Here is a 17,689-nt window from a genome sequence, read left to right on the forward strand (position 1 = left end):
TCCTCGATTTATCAGCTCTGTCCTACTTGTTTATTCCGCACATATTTAATGATGAAAAACAACGCAATTAAAACAACAATTCCGATTCCAATAGGCTGCATGTATTGAGATACAATCGGACCCACCTCTTTCCACTTAGGTCCTAACTTATATCCTAAATATACGTAAATAGCCGTTACTGGAAGCATCGCAACAAATGTGTAAATAGAAAACAGCCATACATTCATTTTTGCCATCCCGCATGGAAAAGAGATAGCCGTACGCACTCCTGGAATAAACCGTCCAAAAAAAGCGACCCCGCTGCCGTACTTATTAAAAAAGCGATCGGCAGCGTCAATTTCTTTTTCTTTCACCAAAAAATATTTTCCATATTTTAAAACTAGCGGTCGTCCACCGTAACGTCCCAGTGCATAAAGAGTCAACGGTCCACACACACCGCCTACTGTACCTGCAAGGATAGCCAGATACAAGTTCATATCACCTTGGTACACCCAATACCCTACTAAAGGTAAAACAAGCTCTGCGGGGACAAACTCAAACGTTAATGCTAAAATTACGCCAAAATAAGAGAGCTGTTTTAGCGCTTCAATTAAAGAAAGTAAAACCGACTCTAACAAAAATTCTCCTCCTCATGTCATTAAATCTAAGACTGCAAAACTATAATTTAGCCGATTGATAGATAAAAACCAACGCGACATAGTTTTTTCCTTTCCCTCTTTACGTATGACGTACTACAAAAGTTTCAATAAAAAAAAAGCGCTAGTTTTATCCAGCGCTTTTATAGTTTAAAGTTAATTTGAATAATACCTACTTTACGAAGAGCATCGTATAAAATAACTAAAGCCGGTCCTAAAAACAACCCGACAAAACCTAAAAGTTTAAATCCAATGTACAAACTAACTAATGCAGCCAAAGGTGAAATACCCATATTTGTAGAAAATACTTTTGGTTCTACTACACGTCTTACTACCGTAATGACTCCAAATAGAATAAATAAGCCGATTGCTAATGAGTCATGTCCTTGCGTAAGAGCAAAAATCCCCCATGGAACGAGCACCGAGCCTGTCCCAAGGATTGGTAAGATATCGACAATTACAATTAATAAACTAAGCAGCGCGGTATACGGAACATCTAATAGCCAAAGCCCTACATAAGCCATTACAAACGTCATGACACTTAAAATAATTTGTGCCTTAATAAAACCAACCCCCGCTTGGATAAGCTGAGTGATGACAACTTGTAGCTTATATTTCGTTTCTTCTGTTAAAAATGACTTAATTTTATTTTTAATAGCAGGCAGCTCAAGGCTGATAAATACAAGCGCTACTAAATAAATAAGAAACTCTAGTAGAAACCCAGGAACAGTAGCAGCAAAGCTAATGATGATTTCCACGGTACTTTTTAATAGAGAATCTAATGAATTTACGGTTTTTTCAAGCGTGCGCTCGATAGAAGAAATCACTTCTGTAGGAAGAGCGTTTGAATAGTATTTCCACTTGATAATAGTTGGATAAATCGCGGTTTCATAGATTTCTTTTACAAATGAAGGCGCTATCTTTGAAAGAGCAACCACTTGCGTAACGATTGTCCGAACAATAAAAAATCCAATAAGTATGAGCGAAACAACATATAAAATGAAGGTCATAAGCACTGCGTAGACTCTCTTCATTTTAAAAGATTGATGCAATTTTTGAACAATACCCTCAAGCGCTAATGCTGTTAATAAAGCAAACACAATCGGTAAACTGTAAGGGATTAACAAACATACGATTACTATCGAGGCGATGACCCATATTCGCTTTTTCCACATACTCTACTATCCCCCAACTAGCTAAGCTATCTCTATATTTATTGATAAAGAAAGGAACCAGTGACTGCTTTTATGTAAGAATAAAATTTGGATATATTTATACCTGATGTTACATATTATAGGGTCAATTTCCATAATAATAAAGGAATTATTATGAAAAAAGCTACTTATTCTAATTTTTTGAATAGAATAAGTAGCTTTTTAATTTATAAATTAGCCGGCTCTCATGACCTCTGTACCTTTTTTAGGGTCAAATTTGCCTTCAGATTTAGACATCACAATTGCTGCTAGTGTGTTTCCTACTAAGTTAACAACCGTACGTGCCATATCCATGATTCTGTCTACTCCCGCAATGAAGGCTAATCCTTCTGCCGGAACGCCGATTGTTCCAAGAGTAGCCAGTAATACAACAAATGATGTTCCTGGCACCGCAGCCATTCCTTTAGATGTAACCATCAATACCAGAATGAGCGTCAGCTGTTGAACGATCGTTAAATCAATACCATACACCTGCGCTAAGAATAACGCTGCAATCGCTTGATAGAGAACAGAACCATCTAGGTTAAATGTATAACCAATTGGTACAACGAACGATACGATAGCTTTTGGACAGCCCATCTTTTCAAGTTTTTCCATAATTCGCGGAAGAACTGTCTCAGAACTAGATGTACTGTATGCTAACAACAGTTCATCTTTCATATAGCGGAATAAGTGGAAAATGTTAATTCCTGCCCATTTCGCAATTCCTCCTAATACAACAAGTAGGAAGAAAATTAACGCTAAGTAAACTAAGATAACAAGCTTTCCTAATGAAAGGAGTGACTCTAAACCGAATTTCGAAACTGTTACACCAATTAAAGCAAATACTCCAATCGGAGCCACTTTCATTACTAGGTTTACCACGTGAAACATTGCGTGAGAAACGCCGTCAAAGAATTGAACAACAGGCTTTCCTCTTTCTCCAATTGCCGCTACTCCAAGTGCGAACAATACTGTAAAGAAGATAATTGCTAGCATGTCCCCTTCAACAATTGACTGGAAAAAGTTTGTCGGAACAATGTGTAAGAACGTTTCAGCCACTGACTTTCCTTCTTGCTGTTCGGATGTTTCAACGTATTGTGAAATATCACTCTTCTGTGCTGAATGAATGTCTACACCTTGTCCAGGGTGAAAAATATTAGCAATCAATACACCGATTACAATTGCGAAAGTTGTAATAATTTCAAAATAGAGAATGGTTTTAACGCCAAGCTTTCCGACCTGTTTACCGCTACCTGCTCCTGCAACTCCAACGACTAAACTTGAGATAACAATTGGAATAACAATCATCTTAATCAATCTTAAGAACAAGTCTCCCAGCGGCTGCAGGTATGTTACTACACGCGGATCGTTAAACCAAATTACTCCTACAAGAACACCGAGGATTAAACCGGTAAAAATCTGCGTAGCCAAACCAAAACGAATTTTTTTCATAGATGTACCTCCCCAAAGATGTATGACATTTGTATATACTTTTCTGAAAAAACAAAAAAAGACTATTCTTAAGAAAGAACAGCCTTTTACTTACGCTATTTTGGGCTCTTTCTCTCAATAAAGCAAACGAGGTTAACTGTCGGATTCGGAATTGAGAGTTTCCTACCTTTTGTAAGGATTCACCCCAAGGCAGCTTTACTGCCGATAATGATTCCCCCGCTCTATACGATTAAGCTTATTATTCAATTTTTATAAAATTAAAACGATCTATACGTTGTCATACGTTTTTTACAGTCAATAAAACTAAACAGAAGTCTTACTTTTACTTAACTTTATACTGCACAAATATTAATTTACTATTTTTCGACACGTTTTGTCAATACCCATGTTTATAAAACGCTTTCAAAAGACAATAATATATATTTATGCAAAAAAGCTATTGCAATGTTGCAATAGCTTTTTCTTGCTTTTTAAGTCTTTATCAGAAGTTTAAATGGCTATAAAATACGCTTATTTATTTTATAAAAATACAAAATATAGAATAGCCGCTAAGACAATTCGATAAATGGCAAACGGAACTAATTTAATGCGGTTGATTAATTTTAAGAAAAAGCGAATCGATATAAGCGCAAAAATAAAGGCGCTGATAAAACCAGCAATAAAAAACGGTAGTGCATCTGATGTGAAATACTGCCAGTTTTTAACCAATGAAAGTCCACTTGCTCCTGCCATAATTGGCACTGCCATAATAAATGTAAAATCTGCGGCTGCCTTATGGCTCATTCCAAGAAGAACCCCTCCTGAAATCGTTGAGCCTGAACGAGAAAAACCTGGCCAAAGAGCAATACATTGAAACAGTCCTATACCTAGTGCTTGTCCATAAGACATTTGGTCCACCGTCTCTACACGCGGACGTTTAGGTCCAAACAAATCTGCTAGAATCATTAATACAGCTCCGACCACTAAGCCAATTAGCACCGTATTTAAAGAAAACAAATGTTCATCAATGTAATCATCAAACAAAAGTCCTAACACTCCTGCGGGTAACAAACCAACAATTACTTGCATTAAATTTAAGCGATTTGTCGGTCCAATTGCAGCAGCTGGTTTTTTTCCCAATCCTAATAAATTAATAAAACGATCTTTAAAAATAACAACTACTGCTAAGATCGACCCTAGCTGAATAACAATCTTAAATGTATTAGCTACTGGAGATGAAAATAATTCTTTTGAATTTAACCACAGGTCATCCACAATAATCATATGCCCAGTTGACGAAACGGGAGCAAACTCTGTTAAACCTTCTACAATCCCTAAAATGATTGCTACAATAATTTCCCACATAAAGCTATGTACCTTGCCTTTCTTTCAAATTAATAAGCTTATCGCTTCGTTTTACATGCTCAACTATTTTCCTATTTTGACACTTGCTTTTTTATCATAATTGTTAAAACTATGAAATACAATGTGTATTTGCAAAAAGATAAGAATCTTTAATAATTTGTAATAAAAAGCTTACATGCTACAACCAAAAAACACGATATCAGCTTTTATTTATTTTAAAAAGCAGTCACTATGTTCAGTATAAATTCTGGTCCCTTAGCTAAAAATGAATCATCTAGACTATTTTTCTTTAGTGTAAAAAAATGACTAAATTATTATGTTTTTTCCATCCCCCTTTACTGTCATCTATCATTTTATTCCAATAGGGCTGACTTATACGACATATCCCCTAAGTAATTTGAAACTTTTTTCTCTCTTTTCTCGTATATAGTAGTATCTTTTTTAGGAGGCTTTTTACTATGAATGGAAATGTACGTACAATGAAATGGGTCACTGCTGGGTATGAAGCCTTGCTGGGAATTCCTTTAATTGGCGCGGGGATTGTTATGGGCTTTAGCTATACTCCTCTTTTTATTGGATTTATTCTTCATGCTATCACACTCATTTTAGCTAATAGACGAGGGTTATCTGCTTATGGAAACATACTAGGACTTGTTACCTCACTGGTTGCTTGGATTCCATTTTTGGGATTTATCATGCATATTATTACAGCTATTGTGATTGCAATCGATGCTGCTAGACAACGCTAATTGTCTAGCTTTTTTTATTTAAGGGTTGATTTTTTACCGAATGATGGTAAACTTAAGCCGTAAATTGAATAATTTGAATGTTATTTCTACTAGGGGTGTCTGATAGCTCAGACTGAGAGAAGAGTGCAATAAAACTCTTTAACCCTTTGAACCTGATTTGGGTTATACCAGCGGAGGGAAGTAGTCTTGAAAAGAATAGTATAGTTTTATTCTTTTTTTGCCTATTCCATCGGGTTCTGTCTATCACAGAACCCGATTTTTTTTATGGTTCGGTATAGCTACACTTTATGCGAAACCGGAGGAATATGTAATGTCAAAACAAAATGTATCAGTTTCTATGAAAAAGCCTTTTCCAAACAGTCACAAAGTATATGTCCAAGGATCCAGACAAGACCTTAAAGTACCTATGCGTGAAATTCATCAGTCTCCTACTACAGGGTCTTTTGGTGAAGAAGAAAATAGTCCCGTACGTGTATACGACACGAGCGGTGTTTATACAGATCCCTCTTATGAAATTAATTTACAAAAAGGATTACCGGCTCTGCGCGAAAAGTGGATTGCAGAACGAAACGATGTAGAAACATATCAAGGCCGTACGGTTCAGCCACAGGATAACGGTTATTATGACGGTGATCCAAGAGATCAGTACGAGCGCTTTATCACTAAACGTTTACCTTTGCGCGCGAAAAAAAATCAAAATGTAACGCAAATGCACTATGCGAAAAAAGGAATCATCACGCCCGAAATGGAATTTATCGCTATTCGTGAACAGATGAATCCTGAAGTTGTGCGTGAAGAAGTAGCAAGAGGACGTGCAATTATCCCTAATAATATCAATCACCCTGAGAGCGAACCGATGATTATCGGCCGCAAATTCCATGTGAAAATTAATGCTAATATCGGAAATTCAGCTATTCGTTCAGCTATTGAAGATGAAGTAGAAAAAATGACATGGGCAACGCGTTGGGGAGCCGATACAATTATGGATCTATCAACTGGAAAGGATATTCACACAACACGCGAATGGATTATCCGCAACTCGCCTGTTCCTGTAGGGACCGTTCCTATTTACCAAGCGCTTGAAAAAGTAAAAGGCGTAGCAGAAGATCTAACGTGGGAAGCATACCGCGATACATTAATTGAACAAGCAGAACAAGGTGTTGATTACTTTACTATTCACGCAGGTGTTCTTTTACGTTATATTCCTCTGACAGCGAAACGTACGACAGGTATTGTTTCACGCGGAGGATCCATCTTGGCGCAGTGGTGTTTAGCTCATCATGAAGAGAACTTTTTATATACTCGCTTTGAAGAAATCTGTGAAATCTGTAAAGCATACGATATTGCTATTTCGCTTGGCGATGGGCTACGTCCTGGTTCCATTGCAGATGCTAATGATGAGGCACAGTTCGGTGAATTAGAAACGCTTGGTGAATTAACTAAAATTGCTTGGAAACACGATGTTCAAGTTATGATTGAAGGTCCTGGACATGTTCCAATGCATCTCATCAAAGAAAACGTAGATAAACAAATGGAAATATGCCAGGAAGCTCCCTTCTATACTCTTGGACCGCTTACAACCGACATCGCTCCAGGCTATGACCATATTACATCAGGTATTGGTGCTGCAATGATTGGCTGGTTTGGGACAGCTATGCTTTGCTACGTAACGCCAAAAGAACATTTAGGACTCCCGAATAAAGAAGACGTTCGCGAAGGCGTTATCACCTATAAAATTGCTGCGCATGCTGCTGACCTAGCAAAAGGCCATCCAGGAGCACAAAAACGCGATAATGCTCTGTCTAAAGCAAGATTTGAATTTAGATGGAATGATCAATTTAACCTGTCACTAGATCCAGAGCGCGCAAAAGAATATCACGATGAAACACTTCCCGCTGAAGGTGCTAAAACAGCCCATTTCTGTTCAATGTGTGGACCTAAATTCTGTTCGATGCGTATTTCTCAAGATATTCGTAACATGACTCAAGAAAATGAAAAAGATGTAAACGAAGTAAGAAAAGAAGGAATGAAAGAAAAAGCTAAAGAGTTTGTTAACAGTGGTTCAAATATCTATCAATAATGAAGTAGAACAGCTAAAAAAACAAATTAAGCAGCTTGAAGAAAAGTTATTATTTGTTCAGCAAAATTGTCAGCACATTATCGTTGAATCCTCACATTCTTCCGTAAGACGCTGCATTAAGTGTTTCTATCAACAAGATGCAAAAAGGACTTCGTAAAGAAGTCCTTTCATCTTTTTTTGAAACGTGCTTTCAGCATGTTCTTGATCCAATATAGTATTTTAATAATAACCCAGCCTATAAATGTACCTAGCGTATTCAAAAAGATATCATCAATATCAAATACTCGTTCCGTTAGCTTGTACTGTAAAATTTCAATCAGAAAACTGATTAAGAAACCAGTCGTAAAGACTTGAATAAAACCGTCAAACCACTTCATAAACAACGGAATAAACATTCCAAGCGGCGCAAACATCACGATATTTCCCAGTATATTTGTCAGAGTGAGCATTATATTACCGCTGTCCCACATCAGACGGATTGTACTAAATAAATCCAAGTTCATTGCTTTTCCGTAAACATGTTCGTTTTCGCGTATGAGAGTAGCATAAATGACCACTGCCGTATACGCAATAAATAGAATGAACATGACTTTTTTAACGATTGACCTGATGCTTACATTCACTTCAACATCACCTTCTTTGACTCCCCAAACCATTTATTATTATCTATATGTATATGTCCACTGCTTTCATTCGTAGTGAATGGATTTACATGCTTTTTTTATCCTATCACATCAATAAATAAATACAATTCCCTTTTTATTATTTTGTAAACTAACATTTTTCCACTTAAAAAAAGCCATGCGTTTCGCATGACTTTTTTTAATTAATAATTCCACGATGGATAATTTCCACTTGTACTTTCGGATTAATCGAGATGTTTTTATAGTCCTGTCTCCATTTAAGCCTTTTCCATATACTCGGATGATAAGCAGCTGCTTCTCTTCCTATTTCCAGAAAATCACAGTTAGCTTTTTGTAGCTTTCCAACTACTTTTTCAGCTTTTTTTTGTAGAATCTTTTCAATTTCTTCCTGCACCTTTTTTGTCAATGCAGGAGATGACATTTCATTTTTGGTAAATTCATTAATGCTTACTTTTACATGTAGCGGTATGGTTACTTTCGCTCCGTACATCGCATCCGGTTTAAGGTGCATTTTTGCTTTAGCGCCTGACACATCATACGATACTACATACTGTTGATCATGTATGGTAATTTTGTGACTCATAATCATATATTTACCTTTTTGATTTCCTAATAAAAGAAGCACCTTGGATTCCTCAGGATTTAATGTAATGCCTGAAAATTTATCTTCATTAAATAAAGCTGTACCGATTACATCAACGGTCTTATTTTCAGTATTTAATTTCACATAAGGGAGTGCTAGTCCTTTTCCTTCATCAAATAAAACGGTACAAAGTGACTGAAGAGTTTCAACAGGCACTAAAGAATTGACTTCAGCCGTATGAACAACTCCGTCTAAATACTCTCCAATTAGCTCTTCTCCTACTTGCTGTAATTCAACTATGGTACTCGGCTTTCCTTCTACAATGACATACTTAGCTGTCAAAGGACTTTCTGATGTGCGATATAAAACGTCGGATAATTCTAATACACCCTCCTTAGCTAATTGATTTTCAAATAAAACAATTCTTTTTTTAGCAGACATAACAATTCCAGAAACCTGCTGGTTAATTTTTGTACGATCGTCTCGAGGTGAATCCCCTGCTACATGATAGGTTTTATTCACTAATGTCCCTTCTTTAGACGTATAGGAACGGATCGCAATAGTAGAAATCACCTTATCTTTCTTTTTTTCATAAGCCACTGTAGACAAAAACATCGTATCTTTTAACAATTTTTGATCCCAGCATCCTGTTAGAAAACTTAAAATTAAACATATGCTCAATACCTTGATAAGTTTATACTTCATTTTTTACTGTTCCTTTTCTTATCCATGATAGAATTAACAAACAAATAGGAATACAGAAAATGAATACGTAAATTAAGTAGTTAGTTGCCTGTGACAAAGCTGCCACAAGATTATCCGTTCTTGAAAAATAAATAGAAAGACCTGTTACGAATATCAATACAATTGGAACAAACGGACGGTGAGTTTTCTTTTTGAATATTTCCTGCATGCCTACACTTGAAATATACACGTACATAATAAGGGACGTAATAACAGAAATAATCCAAAAAGTAATAAAAACCAAATCGATTCGTTCAATCACTGAGTTTTGTGTCGCCTTCAAAATATATAAAACCGGTTCTGGTACAATTAAAATTTCATCTGGGCTAAAAAACATATAACAAGCAATGATAATATACACATATAAAATCGTAACGATACAATTACTAAGCATGACCATTTTCAATGTCATAGTGGATTTTGCCTTTACAAACGGTGCTAAAATCAAAATGGCTTCAAAGCCTAGCATTGAGATACTTCCTTCTTTTGACGCTAGCAAGATATTTTGAATACCGCTGTGCCCAATCGGAAATAGATACCGGACATCAGCCTCTTTATAAGCATTTGACACCAGTAAGACTAAAATGATTAAAAATACAGATACAATTGTAAAAAAACGCCCTATGTTTCGAACATTCTCTTTTGCAAAATATAGAGCAATAACAACTAATAAAAAGACAAGAACATAAGCTGGCGTCAAGTGGTACAGCCAGCGCTTTAACACGTTTACATACAAAACAGTAATAACACTTGAAACAATGATGTAATAAAATACATATCCTACATTTAGAAAATTTCCTATCCACTTACCAAGCAGCTTGCTGGTCATTTGATATAAAGTTAGACCTGGCAACCGATGCGTTAGTCCCCAGTGGAACAATGTAATGACTTGAATTATACACCCGCTAATTAACATGGAAATCCAGCCGTCCGTATGCGCCGTCTTAAATAAGTTATAAGGTAACCCTAAAACACCAATACCAATTTGAGTTTGCAAAATGATAAAGAACAGCTGGCTGGCTGAAATACTATTTTTATTCATTTGAATCCCAATTCCTTATCGCTTTTTGACGTTGGCGTTTTTGAGGCTTAGCGTTAGCAGGCCTTTCATTCAAATAGAGCTGATGCATCCTTATAAAAACATCCTTTAAGCCAGAAAATTTAAATGGCGCAAAAGGGATTAAGTAAGGCATCGTAATAGACTCTAAAATAACTAAATGCATAACAATAAGAACTAGTACAAAAACAATACCCAAATAGCCAAAAGCGGCTGCTCCAATCATCATAGGAAAACTTAAAATCCGCAGCGTGGTACTCATTTCGTTTGACGGCACAACAAAGGAAGAAACGGCTGTTAGAGCAATAACAATAATCATCATATTTGAAACTAAACTCGCCTCAACGATGGCCGTTCCGATAACTAATCCCCCAACGACTCCAATTGTTTGAGCAATTGATGAAGGCAGCCTGAGCGACGCCTCTTTTAGTAACTCTAATATTAAAACCATAATAAACGCTTCTACTATCGGAGGAAACGGAACGTTCTCAAGAGAGCCTTTTACGGTAAAAACTAAGTCTAGAGGAATTAACTCGTAATGAAAAGAAATCGTTGCTATATAAATTGCAGGTAAACTCATCGCAACAAAAAAACTAAATACGCGTAAAAGCCGAAAAAATGAGCCATAAAGTGCACGCGTATTATAATCTTCGGGTGATTGATAAAAAGTAAAAAAGTTAACAGGGGCAATCAATGCAGAACTATTACCATTTGTTAAAACTGCCATTCTTCCTTCTAACAAGTTACCCATTACTCGATCCGGCCTTTCTGTATTCAGCAGCTGAGGAAATGGTGACAGAGGTGAATCTTCTAGAGCCTCTTCAATGACACTCCCACTATCTACTCCATCCACTTCAATTTGTTTGATACGATCAATAATCATATTACAAATTTCTATGTTCGCTATATTTTTCAGATATAAAACTGCTACTCGAGTGCGTGAAATACTGCCTACTTCGATGTAGCGTACAATAAGGCTTCCATCTAAAAATTTTTGACGCATCATGTTTAGATTTTTGTCCAAACTCTCAACAAAACTTTCCTGTGAACCTCTAACCACTTTTTCGTTCAGTGCTTGATTAACTTCTCTTGTAGCCGTTTTGGTAGAGTCAATTGCATAAACAAACGAATCATTCTCAATTAGTAGAATAGACGCACCTCGGCTCATTAAACTAATCATTTCATCCAAATCTTTTGTAGGAGTAATCGAAGCGGCCTGTATGACTTCTTTTATCTCTCCTTCTTTTTCTATTAATAAAGGTTTGATAACATGATCGTTTAGCTTCATTGAATCCATAAGAGGGACAAAATAGACTAAAAGTGCACTCTCGTGATTAAATTTCAGCTGTCTTTTCCCTATATCGTTTGAATAATCTAACCGTTCTTCAAGTTCTTTTACAATTTCTTCTATGTTTTTACCAGGTTCAATTTCTGCTTTTTCTTCTGCTTCAAGGGAGATAGGACTTTTTTTCCATTTAGATCTTCGTTTGATTAACAGTGCCACTCACCTGCCTCGATGTCTCTTGTTATTATTCATTGTTTCTAAAAAAATAAATAGTATGTAAAAAAATGCAAAAAGACGCAGCGGAAATTTTTTCGCTGCGTCTTTTTAATCTGGAAAATACGGATTCAAATGAATCAGTACTTCTTGAATATTATCATGCTTTTTCATAAGTGTAGCTTTGATTTCTCGTCCTAAATCATGACCTTCCTTAATTGTTTTAAAGTGGTCAATTGAAATACGTACATCCACTAATATGTAATGGCCATGTTCTCTTGCTCGGACGCGATCAATCCGCTTCACATCTTCAAATTCATAAATACTTTCTTCAAGTTCTTTCAGTAGCTCTTCATCAATATTGCCTTCCATTAAGATTTGAAAAGACTCTCCCATCATTTGTCTGGCAATGTTAAAAATTAAATAAGCAACAAAGATACTTGCTATTTTATCTCCGTATAACAGCAGTTGAACATCCATTTTATCACCAATAATGGATAATAAAACACCAATTGCCGCCGCAATAGAAGCAACAATATCTGCTTTATGATCAAATGCAATTGCCTCAATTGCCTTACTGTGGTGCTGCTTCGCTACGTTTAAAGAATAACGGTACAACAATACCTTTGCTATGTATGAAATAACAGCAATCCACATGGCTAAAATATTTGGAGATTCAACCGGATGGAATAAACCAACGACTCCTTCAAATACCACATAAAATGATACAAGCAATAAAATAATTCCTACAATTCCTGAGACAATTACTTCTGCTTTTCCATGCCCGTATGGATGATCATCATCTGCTGGCTTATTTGCTACTCGTATAACCAACAAGACAATAATAGAGGCAAATACGTCCGCTGCAGAGTGAATACCATCAGCAAATACGGCATCACTATTTCCAATCCATCCTACTATTACTTTTCCTAGCGTAAGGGCAATATTGCTCCATACGCTAATCCATGCTACTTTTTTCGCAATGGACTCCCTTATACTATTATTCATTTGCACACCTCGACTTACTTCTTGAAAAATCAGCTTTTTTATCTTATCACTGTTCATTCAAGTGGGTCTAGAGCAACCTATTTTCATTTAGCTATATATGTTTCAGCACCGCAAAATTACTGATAATCCACAACATATCTTTCTTATTTCTCTGCCAACTTCTTACGATCAGTTGCCATTGGAGGTTCTTCCATCCACCCTTGCTCAATCATAATTCGAATTCCATCTTTTCCATACTTCCCTATACGCCCAATTAGCTGAGAAAATTCTACTGCTACATCCGAACGGAAGGCCATAGACAAACCAGCACCGCAGTTATCAATAGCGATCGTCACCGCTGTAGAAGTATGATACATCATCAGCTTATCTGAAAACGGTGAAATCGTTGAGTTGGTTACATATGCATCAAGCAGCCTCGGACTTGGTAAATCAGCTTCAGACAGTAATTCGGTGAAGTGCTTGATTTGCTTACTTGCAAGCTTGACTCCATCAAAAAAATAAGAGCGTAATTTTTGTGTGGTAGCTACTTGACTAAAGGCCAGCATCAGCGTTTTACCTAATACATTTGTATTAACAATTTCTTGAATAGCGGTAACCTCTAAAGAAGTTAAAGGATGCATTTGAGAGAAAAATGGTGATATAAATGTTTTTTCGTCCACAAAATTCACTTTTACAGGATAAGGAATAACCGGAGGTCTCATCAGCATGCTTTTTCTTAAAATAACGTGGTTAGAATTCTCTAAAAGAATGTCGCTTTCTTTTACACATCGAGATAGGTGGTCATAAATATCTTGCCTTCTCACTGCGCTTAGCGCTCTGGCATATTTCTTCATACCTCCAATGGCCATTTCGTTTACATAAATAGCCATAAAAATATCATCAAATAAAGCAGGAACTCCTTTGTTCACATCTTGTTCCCCAAACCCTACTGGAATTGGAATTTTTTCTGAACTGAATAATTCCGTCAATTCGTCTACATGAGTTTGTGAAAACTGATGTGCTTTTTTTAAAAGTTCCTTAATCTCTGGATCTTTTACAACAGATAGAAAATATCCAAGAACGCATACATACAGCGTATCGCCTAAATATTGCGCCCATAAGTAACCTAACTCGGCTGCATTCAACCGCTGATTTTGTTGATGTTTTTGCATTTCACTCTTTATATTTTCGTTCATTCACTTATTCTCCTTTTGGATAAAGTCGTACTTTTACTATCTCCAAAGAAGCGCTGAATAAACCGCATAAAAAAGACCTAGATAACAAGTCTAGGCCTTTTAGGTTATGCATATTTTTGGTCTTCGGTCTCTTTTCTAAAAAAGCTTTTCATCGCATGAAAAACGTCTGATTTTTGTTTTAAAATAAAGTGTCTAAAGCTTTCGTCTTGAATGTTTTTGTACGCAGACATTAAAGTGGAATGTCGATTGTACTGATTCACTTCCCCATACCCAAACATATTTGACACTTTCATTAATTCATTTACTAACTTTACACACCTTGCGTTATCTGAAGTTAAGTTATCACCATCTGAAAAATGAAACGGGTAAATATTATAACGGCTCGGATCATACTTTTGGTTAATTAATTCAAGTGCTTTTCGGTAAGCAGATGAGCAGATGGTTCCTCCACTTTCTCCTTTGGAGAAGAAGTCTTCTTCTGACACTACTTTTGCCTCTGTATGATGCGCAATAAATTCAATTTCCACCGTTTCGTATTTCGTACGTAAAAAGCGTGTCATCCAAAAGAAAAAGCTTCGTGCCATATATTTTTCCCATATGCCCATCGAACCGCTCGTATCCATCATAGCTAAAACGACTGCTTTCGATTCTGGCTTTATAACTTCATTCCACGTTTTAAATTTTAAATCCTCCGGATAAATAGGATGAAAAGCAGGCTTTCCTGTCATTGCGTTTCGCTTATAAGCGCTCATCATCGTTCGTTTTTTATCAATATTCCCCATCAAACCTGTACGTCGTATATCATTAAATTCAATGTGTTCCACAACAATTTGATCAGATTCTTTTCGCTGAAGATTAGGCAGTTCTAATTGAGCAAATAAAGCCTCTTGAAGTTCCATGAGGGACACTTCCGCTTCAAAGTAGTCTTCTCCAGCCTGGTCACCTGCTCCTTGACCTTTTCCTGCTCCTTTTTGACCATCTCCAGCAGATCCGTCACGTGCTACTACATCCCCAACTTTACTGTCTCCATCACCTTGACCCACATGTTTGTTTTTATCATAATTGTACCGAATTCGATATTCATCCAATGATTTGATCGGGATTTTAACAACTTCTCTTCCATTGGACATCACGATATTTTCTTCTGTAATTAAGTCCGGTAAATTATTTTTAATGGCTTCTTTAATTTTTTCTTGATGTCTTTTTTGATCATCGTGGCCTTTACGATGGAGGGACCAGTCTTCTTTTGAGACAGCAAAACTTTTATCTACTTCTTTTCCCACGCTATTACCCTCCTTATTTAAAAAACACCTGCACGTTTTTACTCGGCATGCATAAGCTATACCGAAAGTTTCTGACAAATACCTTTAGTTCAAAGGTTGGTTACTCTTATCCTATGCGCAAGAATGGTATACTTGCTAACTAATTCTTTTACTATTAACTATTCATTTTATAGTGTCTAGTGTCATGTATATGTTTATGACTTATCATATGATGGTTAAGTGCAATGCGTACTACACAATAGCCTAATTATGCAGAGTTTATTTTAAGAGATAAGAAAAACATGGCACAGATCGGAAGTGCCATGTTTTCTTGTTAGTACTGAGTTATCGATTTAACAAACTTCCTACATAGCGCAGCAGTTCATTAGCAGATACTGAATTGTATCCATGCTCATCAATCAATCGAGCCACTACTTCATTTACTTTCTTCAGCTGCTGCTCATCTGGTGTTTTAGTGGACGTTGTAATTTTCACTACGTCTTTTAAATCTGCAAACAGTTTTTTCTGAATCGCTTCACGTAAGCGTTCATGAGAATTATAGTCAAATCGTTTTCCTTTACGTGCATAAGCGGAAATACGAATTAAGATTTCTTCGCGGAATGCTTTTTTCGCATTTTCTGAAATACCAATTTGTTCTTCAATTGAACGCATTAATTTATCATCTGGATTTAACTCTTCTCCTGTTAACGGATCACGAAGCTTATTTTTGTTGCAGTATGCTTCGACATTATCTAAATAATTATCCATTAATGTTTTAGCAGACTCTTCGTAAGAATAAACGAACGCTTTTTGCACTTCTTTTTTAGCAATTTCATCATATTCTTTACGCGCCAGAGAAATATAATTCAGGTAACGCTCTCGGTCCTCAGCAGAAATAGACGCATGCTGTGCTAACCCTTCCTTCAATGAACGCAGTACATCTAATGCATTGATTGATTTAATATCTTTTCGAATGATGGTAGATGAAATGCGGTTAATGACATAACGCGGATCAATACCGCTCATTCCTTCATCCGTATACTCTTTTTGTAACTCTTCTACGTCTGCATCGTTATAGCCTTCTACAGATTGACCGTCGTATAAGCGCATTTTCTTTAACAAATCGATATCGCCTTTTTTAGGCTCTTTTAATCTTGTTAACGTAGTAAAGATAGACGCAATACGTAGCGTATGAGGGGCAATATGAACATCTGATACGTCACTTTCACGAATCATTTTGTCATAAATTTTTTCCTCATCACTCACTTTTAAGTTATATGGAACAGGCATTACAATAATTCGTGAATGCAAAGCTTCATTTTTCTTATTGGAAATAAACGAGCGATACTCTGTTTCATTTGTATGCGCTACGATTAATTCATCTGCACTAATTAAAGCAAATCTTCCTGCTTTAAAGTTTCCTTCTTGGGTTAAAGAGAGTAAATGCCATAAAAATTTCTCGTCACATTTTAACATCTCTTGGAACTCCATCATTCCCCGGTTTGCTTTATTAAGCTCTCCGTCAAAGCGGTAAGCGCGCGGATCTGACTCAGATCCATACTCTGCAATTGTTGAAAAGTCAATGCTTCCTGTTAGGTCAGCAATGTCTTGAGATTTCGGATCAGAAGGACTGAACGTTCCAATTCCAGTTCGTTTGTCCTCTGAGAAGAAAATGCGTTCGATGATGACGTCTTCAATTCTGCCGCCATACTCTTCCTCTAATCGCATTGTATTTAAAGGAGATAAGTTTCCTTCAATTCGGATACCATACTCTTCAAAGAAGTCTTTACGTAAATGATGTGGAATTAAATGCAGCGGATCTTCATGCATTGGGCATCCTTTAATAGCGTAAACAGCTCCTCGATCAGTAAGCGAATAAGCTTCAAGCCCTCTTTTTAACATGGTCACTAGCGTCGATTTACCACCACTTACTGGACCCATTAAAAGTAAAATACGTTTACGAACATCTAAACGCTTTGCAGCTGGGTGAAAATATTCTTCCACCAAGCGTTCTAGCGAATCTTCAAGTCCAAACATTTGTCCACTGAAAAATTTATAATGTCTTTTACCATTTACCTCTTCAATTCCTGCATCCTTTATCATGTTGTATACTCTAGAGTGTGCAGGCTGAGCAATTAAAGGCTCATCTTTAATCAGCTTTAGGTACTCTTCAAATGTCCCTTCCCACTTAAGACGATTCTCTTCTTCGCGGTATCTTTCAACTTTCTTTAATATATCCATTAAAGGACCTCCCCTACTAGT

At 36.5% G+C, this 17,689-nt stretch carries 14 protein-coding genes and 2 riboswitches; of the genes, 2 read left to right on the forward strand and 12 right to left on the reverse strand.

Going from position 1 to position 17,689, the window contains the following annotated elements; genetic code table 11:
• Positions 1-11: 11 nt before the first annotated feature.
• The 4 genes from ACRPLQ_RS25295 to ACRPLQ_RS25310 form a co-directional block, all read right to left on the reverse strand.
• Complete coding sequence (locus tag ACRPLQ_RS25295) at positions 12-617, reverse strand: DedA family protein (RefSeq protein ID WP_013055189.1); 606 nt, start codon at positions 615-617, stop codon at positions 12-14.
• Positions 618-778: 161 nt separating this feature from the next.
• Positions 779-1,810 (reverse strand): sporulation integral membrane protein YtvI, encoded by a 1,032-nt coding sequence (gene ytvI / locus ACRPLQ_RS25300; RefSeq protein WP_013055188.1) that lies wholly within the window; start codon positions 1,808-1,810, stop codon positions 779-781.
• Between the two features lie 213 nt (positions 1,811-2,023).
• Positions 2,024-3,283 carry a cation:dicarboxylate symporter family transporter gene (locus ACRPLQ_RS25305; RefSeq protein ID WP_028412682.1) on the reverse strand — a complete coding sequence of 420 codons (1,260 nt, stop codon included), beginning with the start codon at positions 3,281-3,283 and terminating at the stop codon, positions 2,024-2,026.
• 106 nt (positions 3,284-3,389) lie between these two features.
• A riboswitch (cyclic di-AMP (ydaO/yuaA leader) is annotated at positions 3,390-3,529 on the reverse strand.
• A gap of 273 nt (positions 3,530-3,802) precedes the next feature.
• Positions 3,803-4,627: an undecaprenyl-diphosphate phosphatase gene (locus ACRPLQ_RS25310; protein WP_028412683.1), complete on the reverse strand. Its 825-nt coding sequence runs from the start codon at positions 4,625-4,627 to the stop codon at positions 3,803-3,805.
• 458 nt (positions 4,628-5,085) lie between these two features.
• Here ACRPLQ_RS25310 and ACRPLQ_RS25315 point away from each other — a divergent pair, with 458 nt between their 5' ends.
• Together ACRPLQ_RS25315 and thiC are read left to right on the forward strand one after the other, a co-directional pair.
• A complete protein-coding gene (locus ACRPLQ_RS25315) occupies positions 5,086-5,376 on the forward strand; it encodes a hypothetical protein (RefSeq protein ID WP_014461804.1) in 291 nt (96 codons plus the stop codon).
• A gap of 81 nt (positions 5,377-5,457) precedes the next feature.
• Positions 5,458-5,572: riboswitch (TPP riboswitch) on the forward strand.
• 114 nt (positions 5,573-5,686) lie between these two features.
• A complete protein-coding gene (gene thiC / locus ACRPLQ_RS25320; protein WP_325076364.1) occupies positions 5,687-7,456 on the forward strand; it encodes a phosphomethylpyrimidine synthase ThiC in 1,770 nt (589 codons plus the stop codon).
• A gap of 167 nt (positions 7,457-7,623) precedes the next feature.
• On the opposite strand, the gene ACRPLQ_RS25325 is transcribed toward thiC, so the two are convergent.
• From ACRPLQ_RS25325 to ACRPLQ_RS25360, 8 genes are all read right to left on the reverse strand, one after another.
• A complete protein-coding gene (locus tag ACRPLQ_RS25325) occupies positions 7,624-8,079 on the reverse strand; it encodes a VanZ family protein (RefSeq protein ID WP_223269067.1) in 456 nt (151 codons plus the stop codon).
• A gap of 199 nt (positions 8,080-8,278) precedes the next feature.
• Positions 8,279-9,388, reverse strand: a complete 1,110-nt coding sequence (locus tag ACRPLQ_RS25330) for a Ger(x)C family spore germination protein (RefSeq protein WP_154990985.1) — start codon at positions 9,386-9,388, stop codon at positions 8,279-8,281.
• On the reverse strand, positions 9,378-10,469 hold the full coding sequence (locus ACRPLQ_RS25335; RefSeq protein WP_165636554.1) for a GerAB/ArcD/ProY family transporter: 1,092 nt from the start codon (positions 10,467-10,469) through the stop codon (positions 9,378-9,380). The genes ACRPLQ_RS25330 and ACRPLQ_RS25335 overlap by 11 nt, the downstream gene beginning before the upstream one ends.
• Entirely contained in the window at positions 10,462-11,988 is a 1,527-nt protein-coding gene (locus ACRPLQ_RS25340; protein ID WP_165636553.1) for a spore germination protein, read from the reverse strand. Before ACRPLQ_RS25340 ends, ACRPLQ_RS25335 begins: the two co-directional genes overlap by 8 nt.
• A 105-nt stretch (positions 11,989-12,093) precedes the next feature.
• On the reverse strand, positions 12,094-12,990 hold the full coding sequence (locus ACRPLQ_RS25345; protein WP_226313313.1) for a cation diffusion facilitator family transporter: 897 nt from the start codon (positions 12,988-12,990) through the stop codon (positions 12,094-12,096).
• Positions 12,991-13,133: 143 nt separating this feature from the next.
• Positions 13,134-14,165, reverse strand: coding sequence for a DUF3231 family protein (locus tag ACRPLQ_RS25350; RefSeq protein WP_028412690.1), 1,032 nt, complete (start codon positions 14,163-14,165; stop codon positions 13,134-13,136).
• A 104-nt stretch (positions 14,166-14,269) separates the two neighbouring features.
• A complete protein-coding gene (gene yhbH / locus ACRPLQ_RS25355) occupies positions 14,270-15,448 on the reverse strand; it encodes a sporulation protein YhbH (protein ID WP_028412691.1) in 1,179 nt (392 codons plus the stop codon).
• A 324-nt stretch (positions 15,449-15,772) separates the two neighbouring features.
• Positions 15,773-17,668, reverse strand: coding sequence for a PrkA family serine protein kinase (locus ACRPLQ_RS25360; protein ID WP_013055179.1), 1,896 nt, complete (start codon positions 17,666-17,668; stop codon positions 15,773-15,775).
• Between the last annotated feature and the right edge of the window lie 21 nt (positions 17,669-17,689).

This window comes from Priestia sp. TRN 1309 (assembly GCF_050846875.1).
Classification (GTDB): Bacteria; Bacillota; Bacilli; order Bacillales; family Bacillaceae_H; genus Priestia; species Priestia zanthoxyli.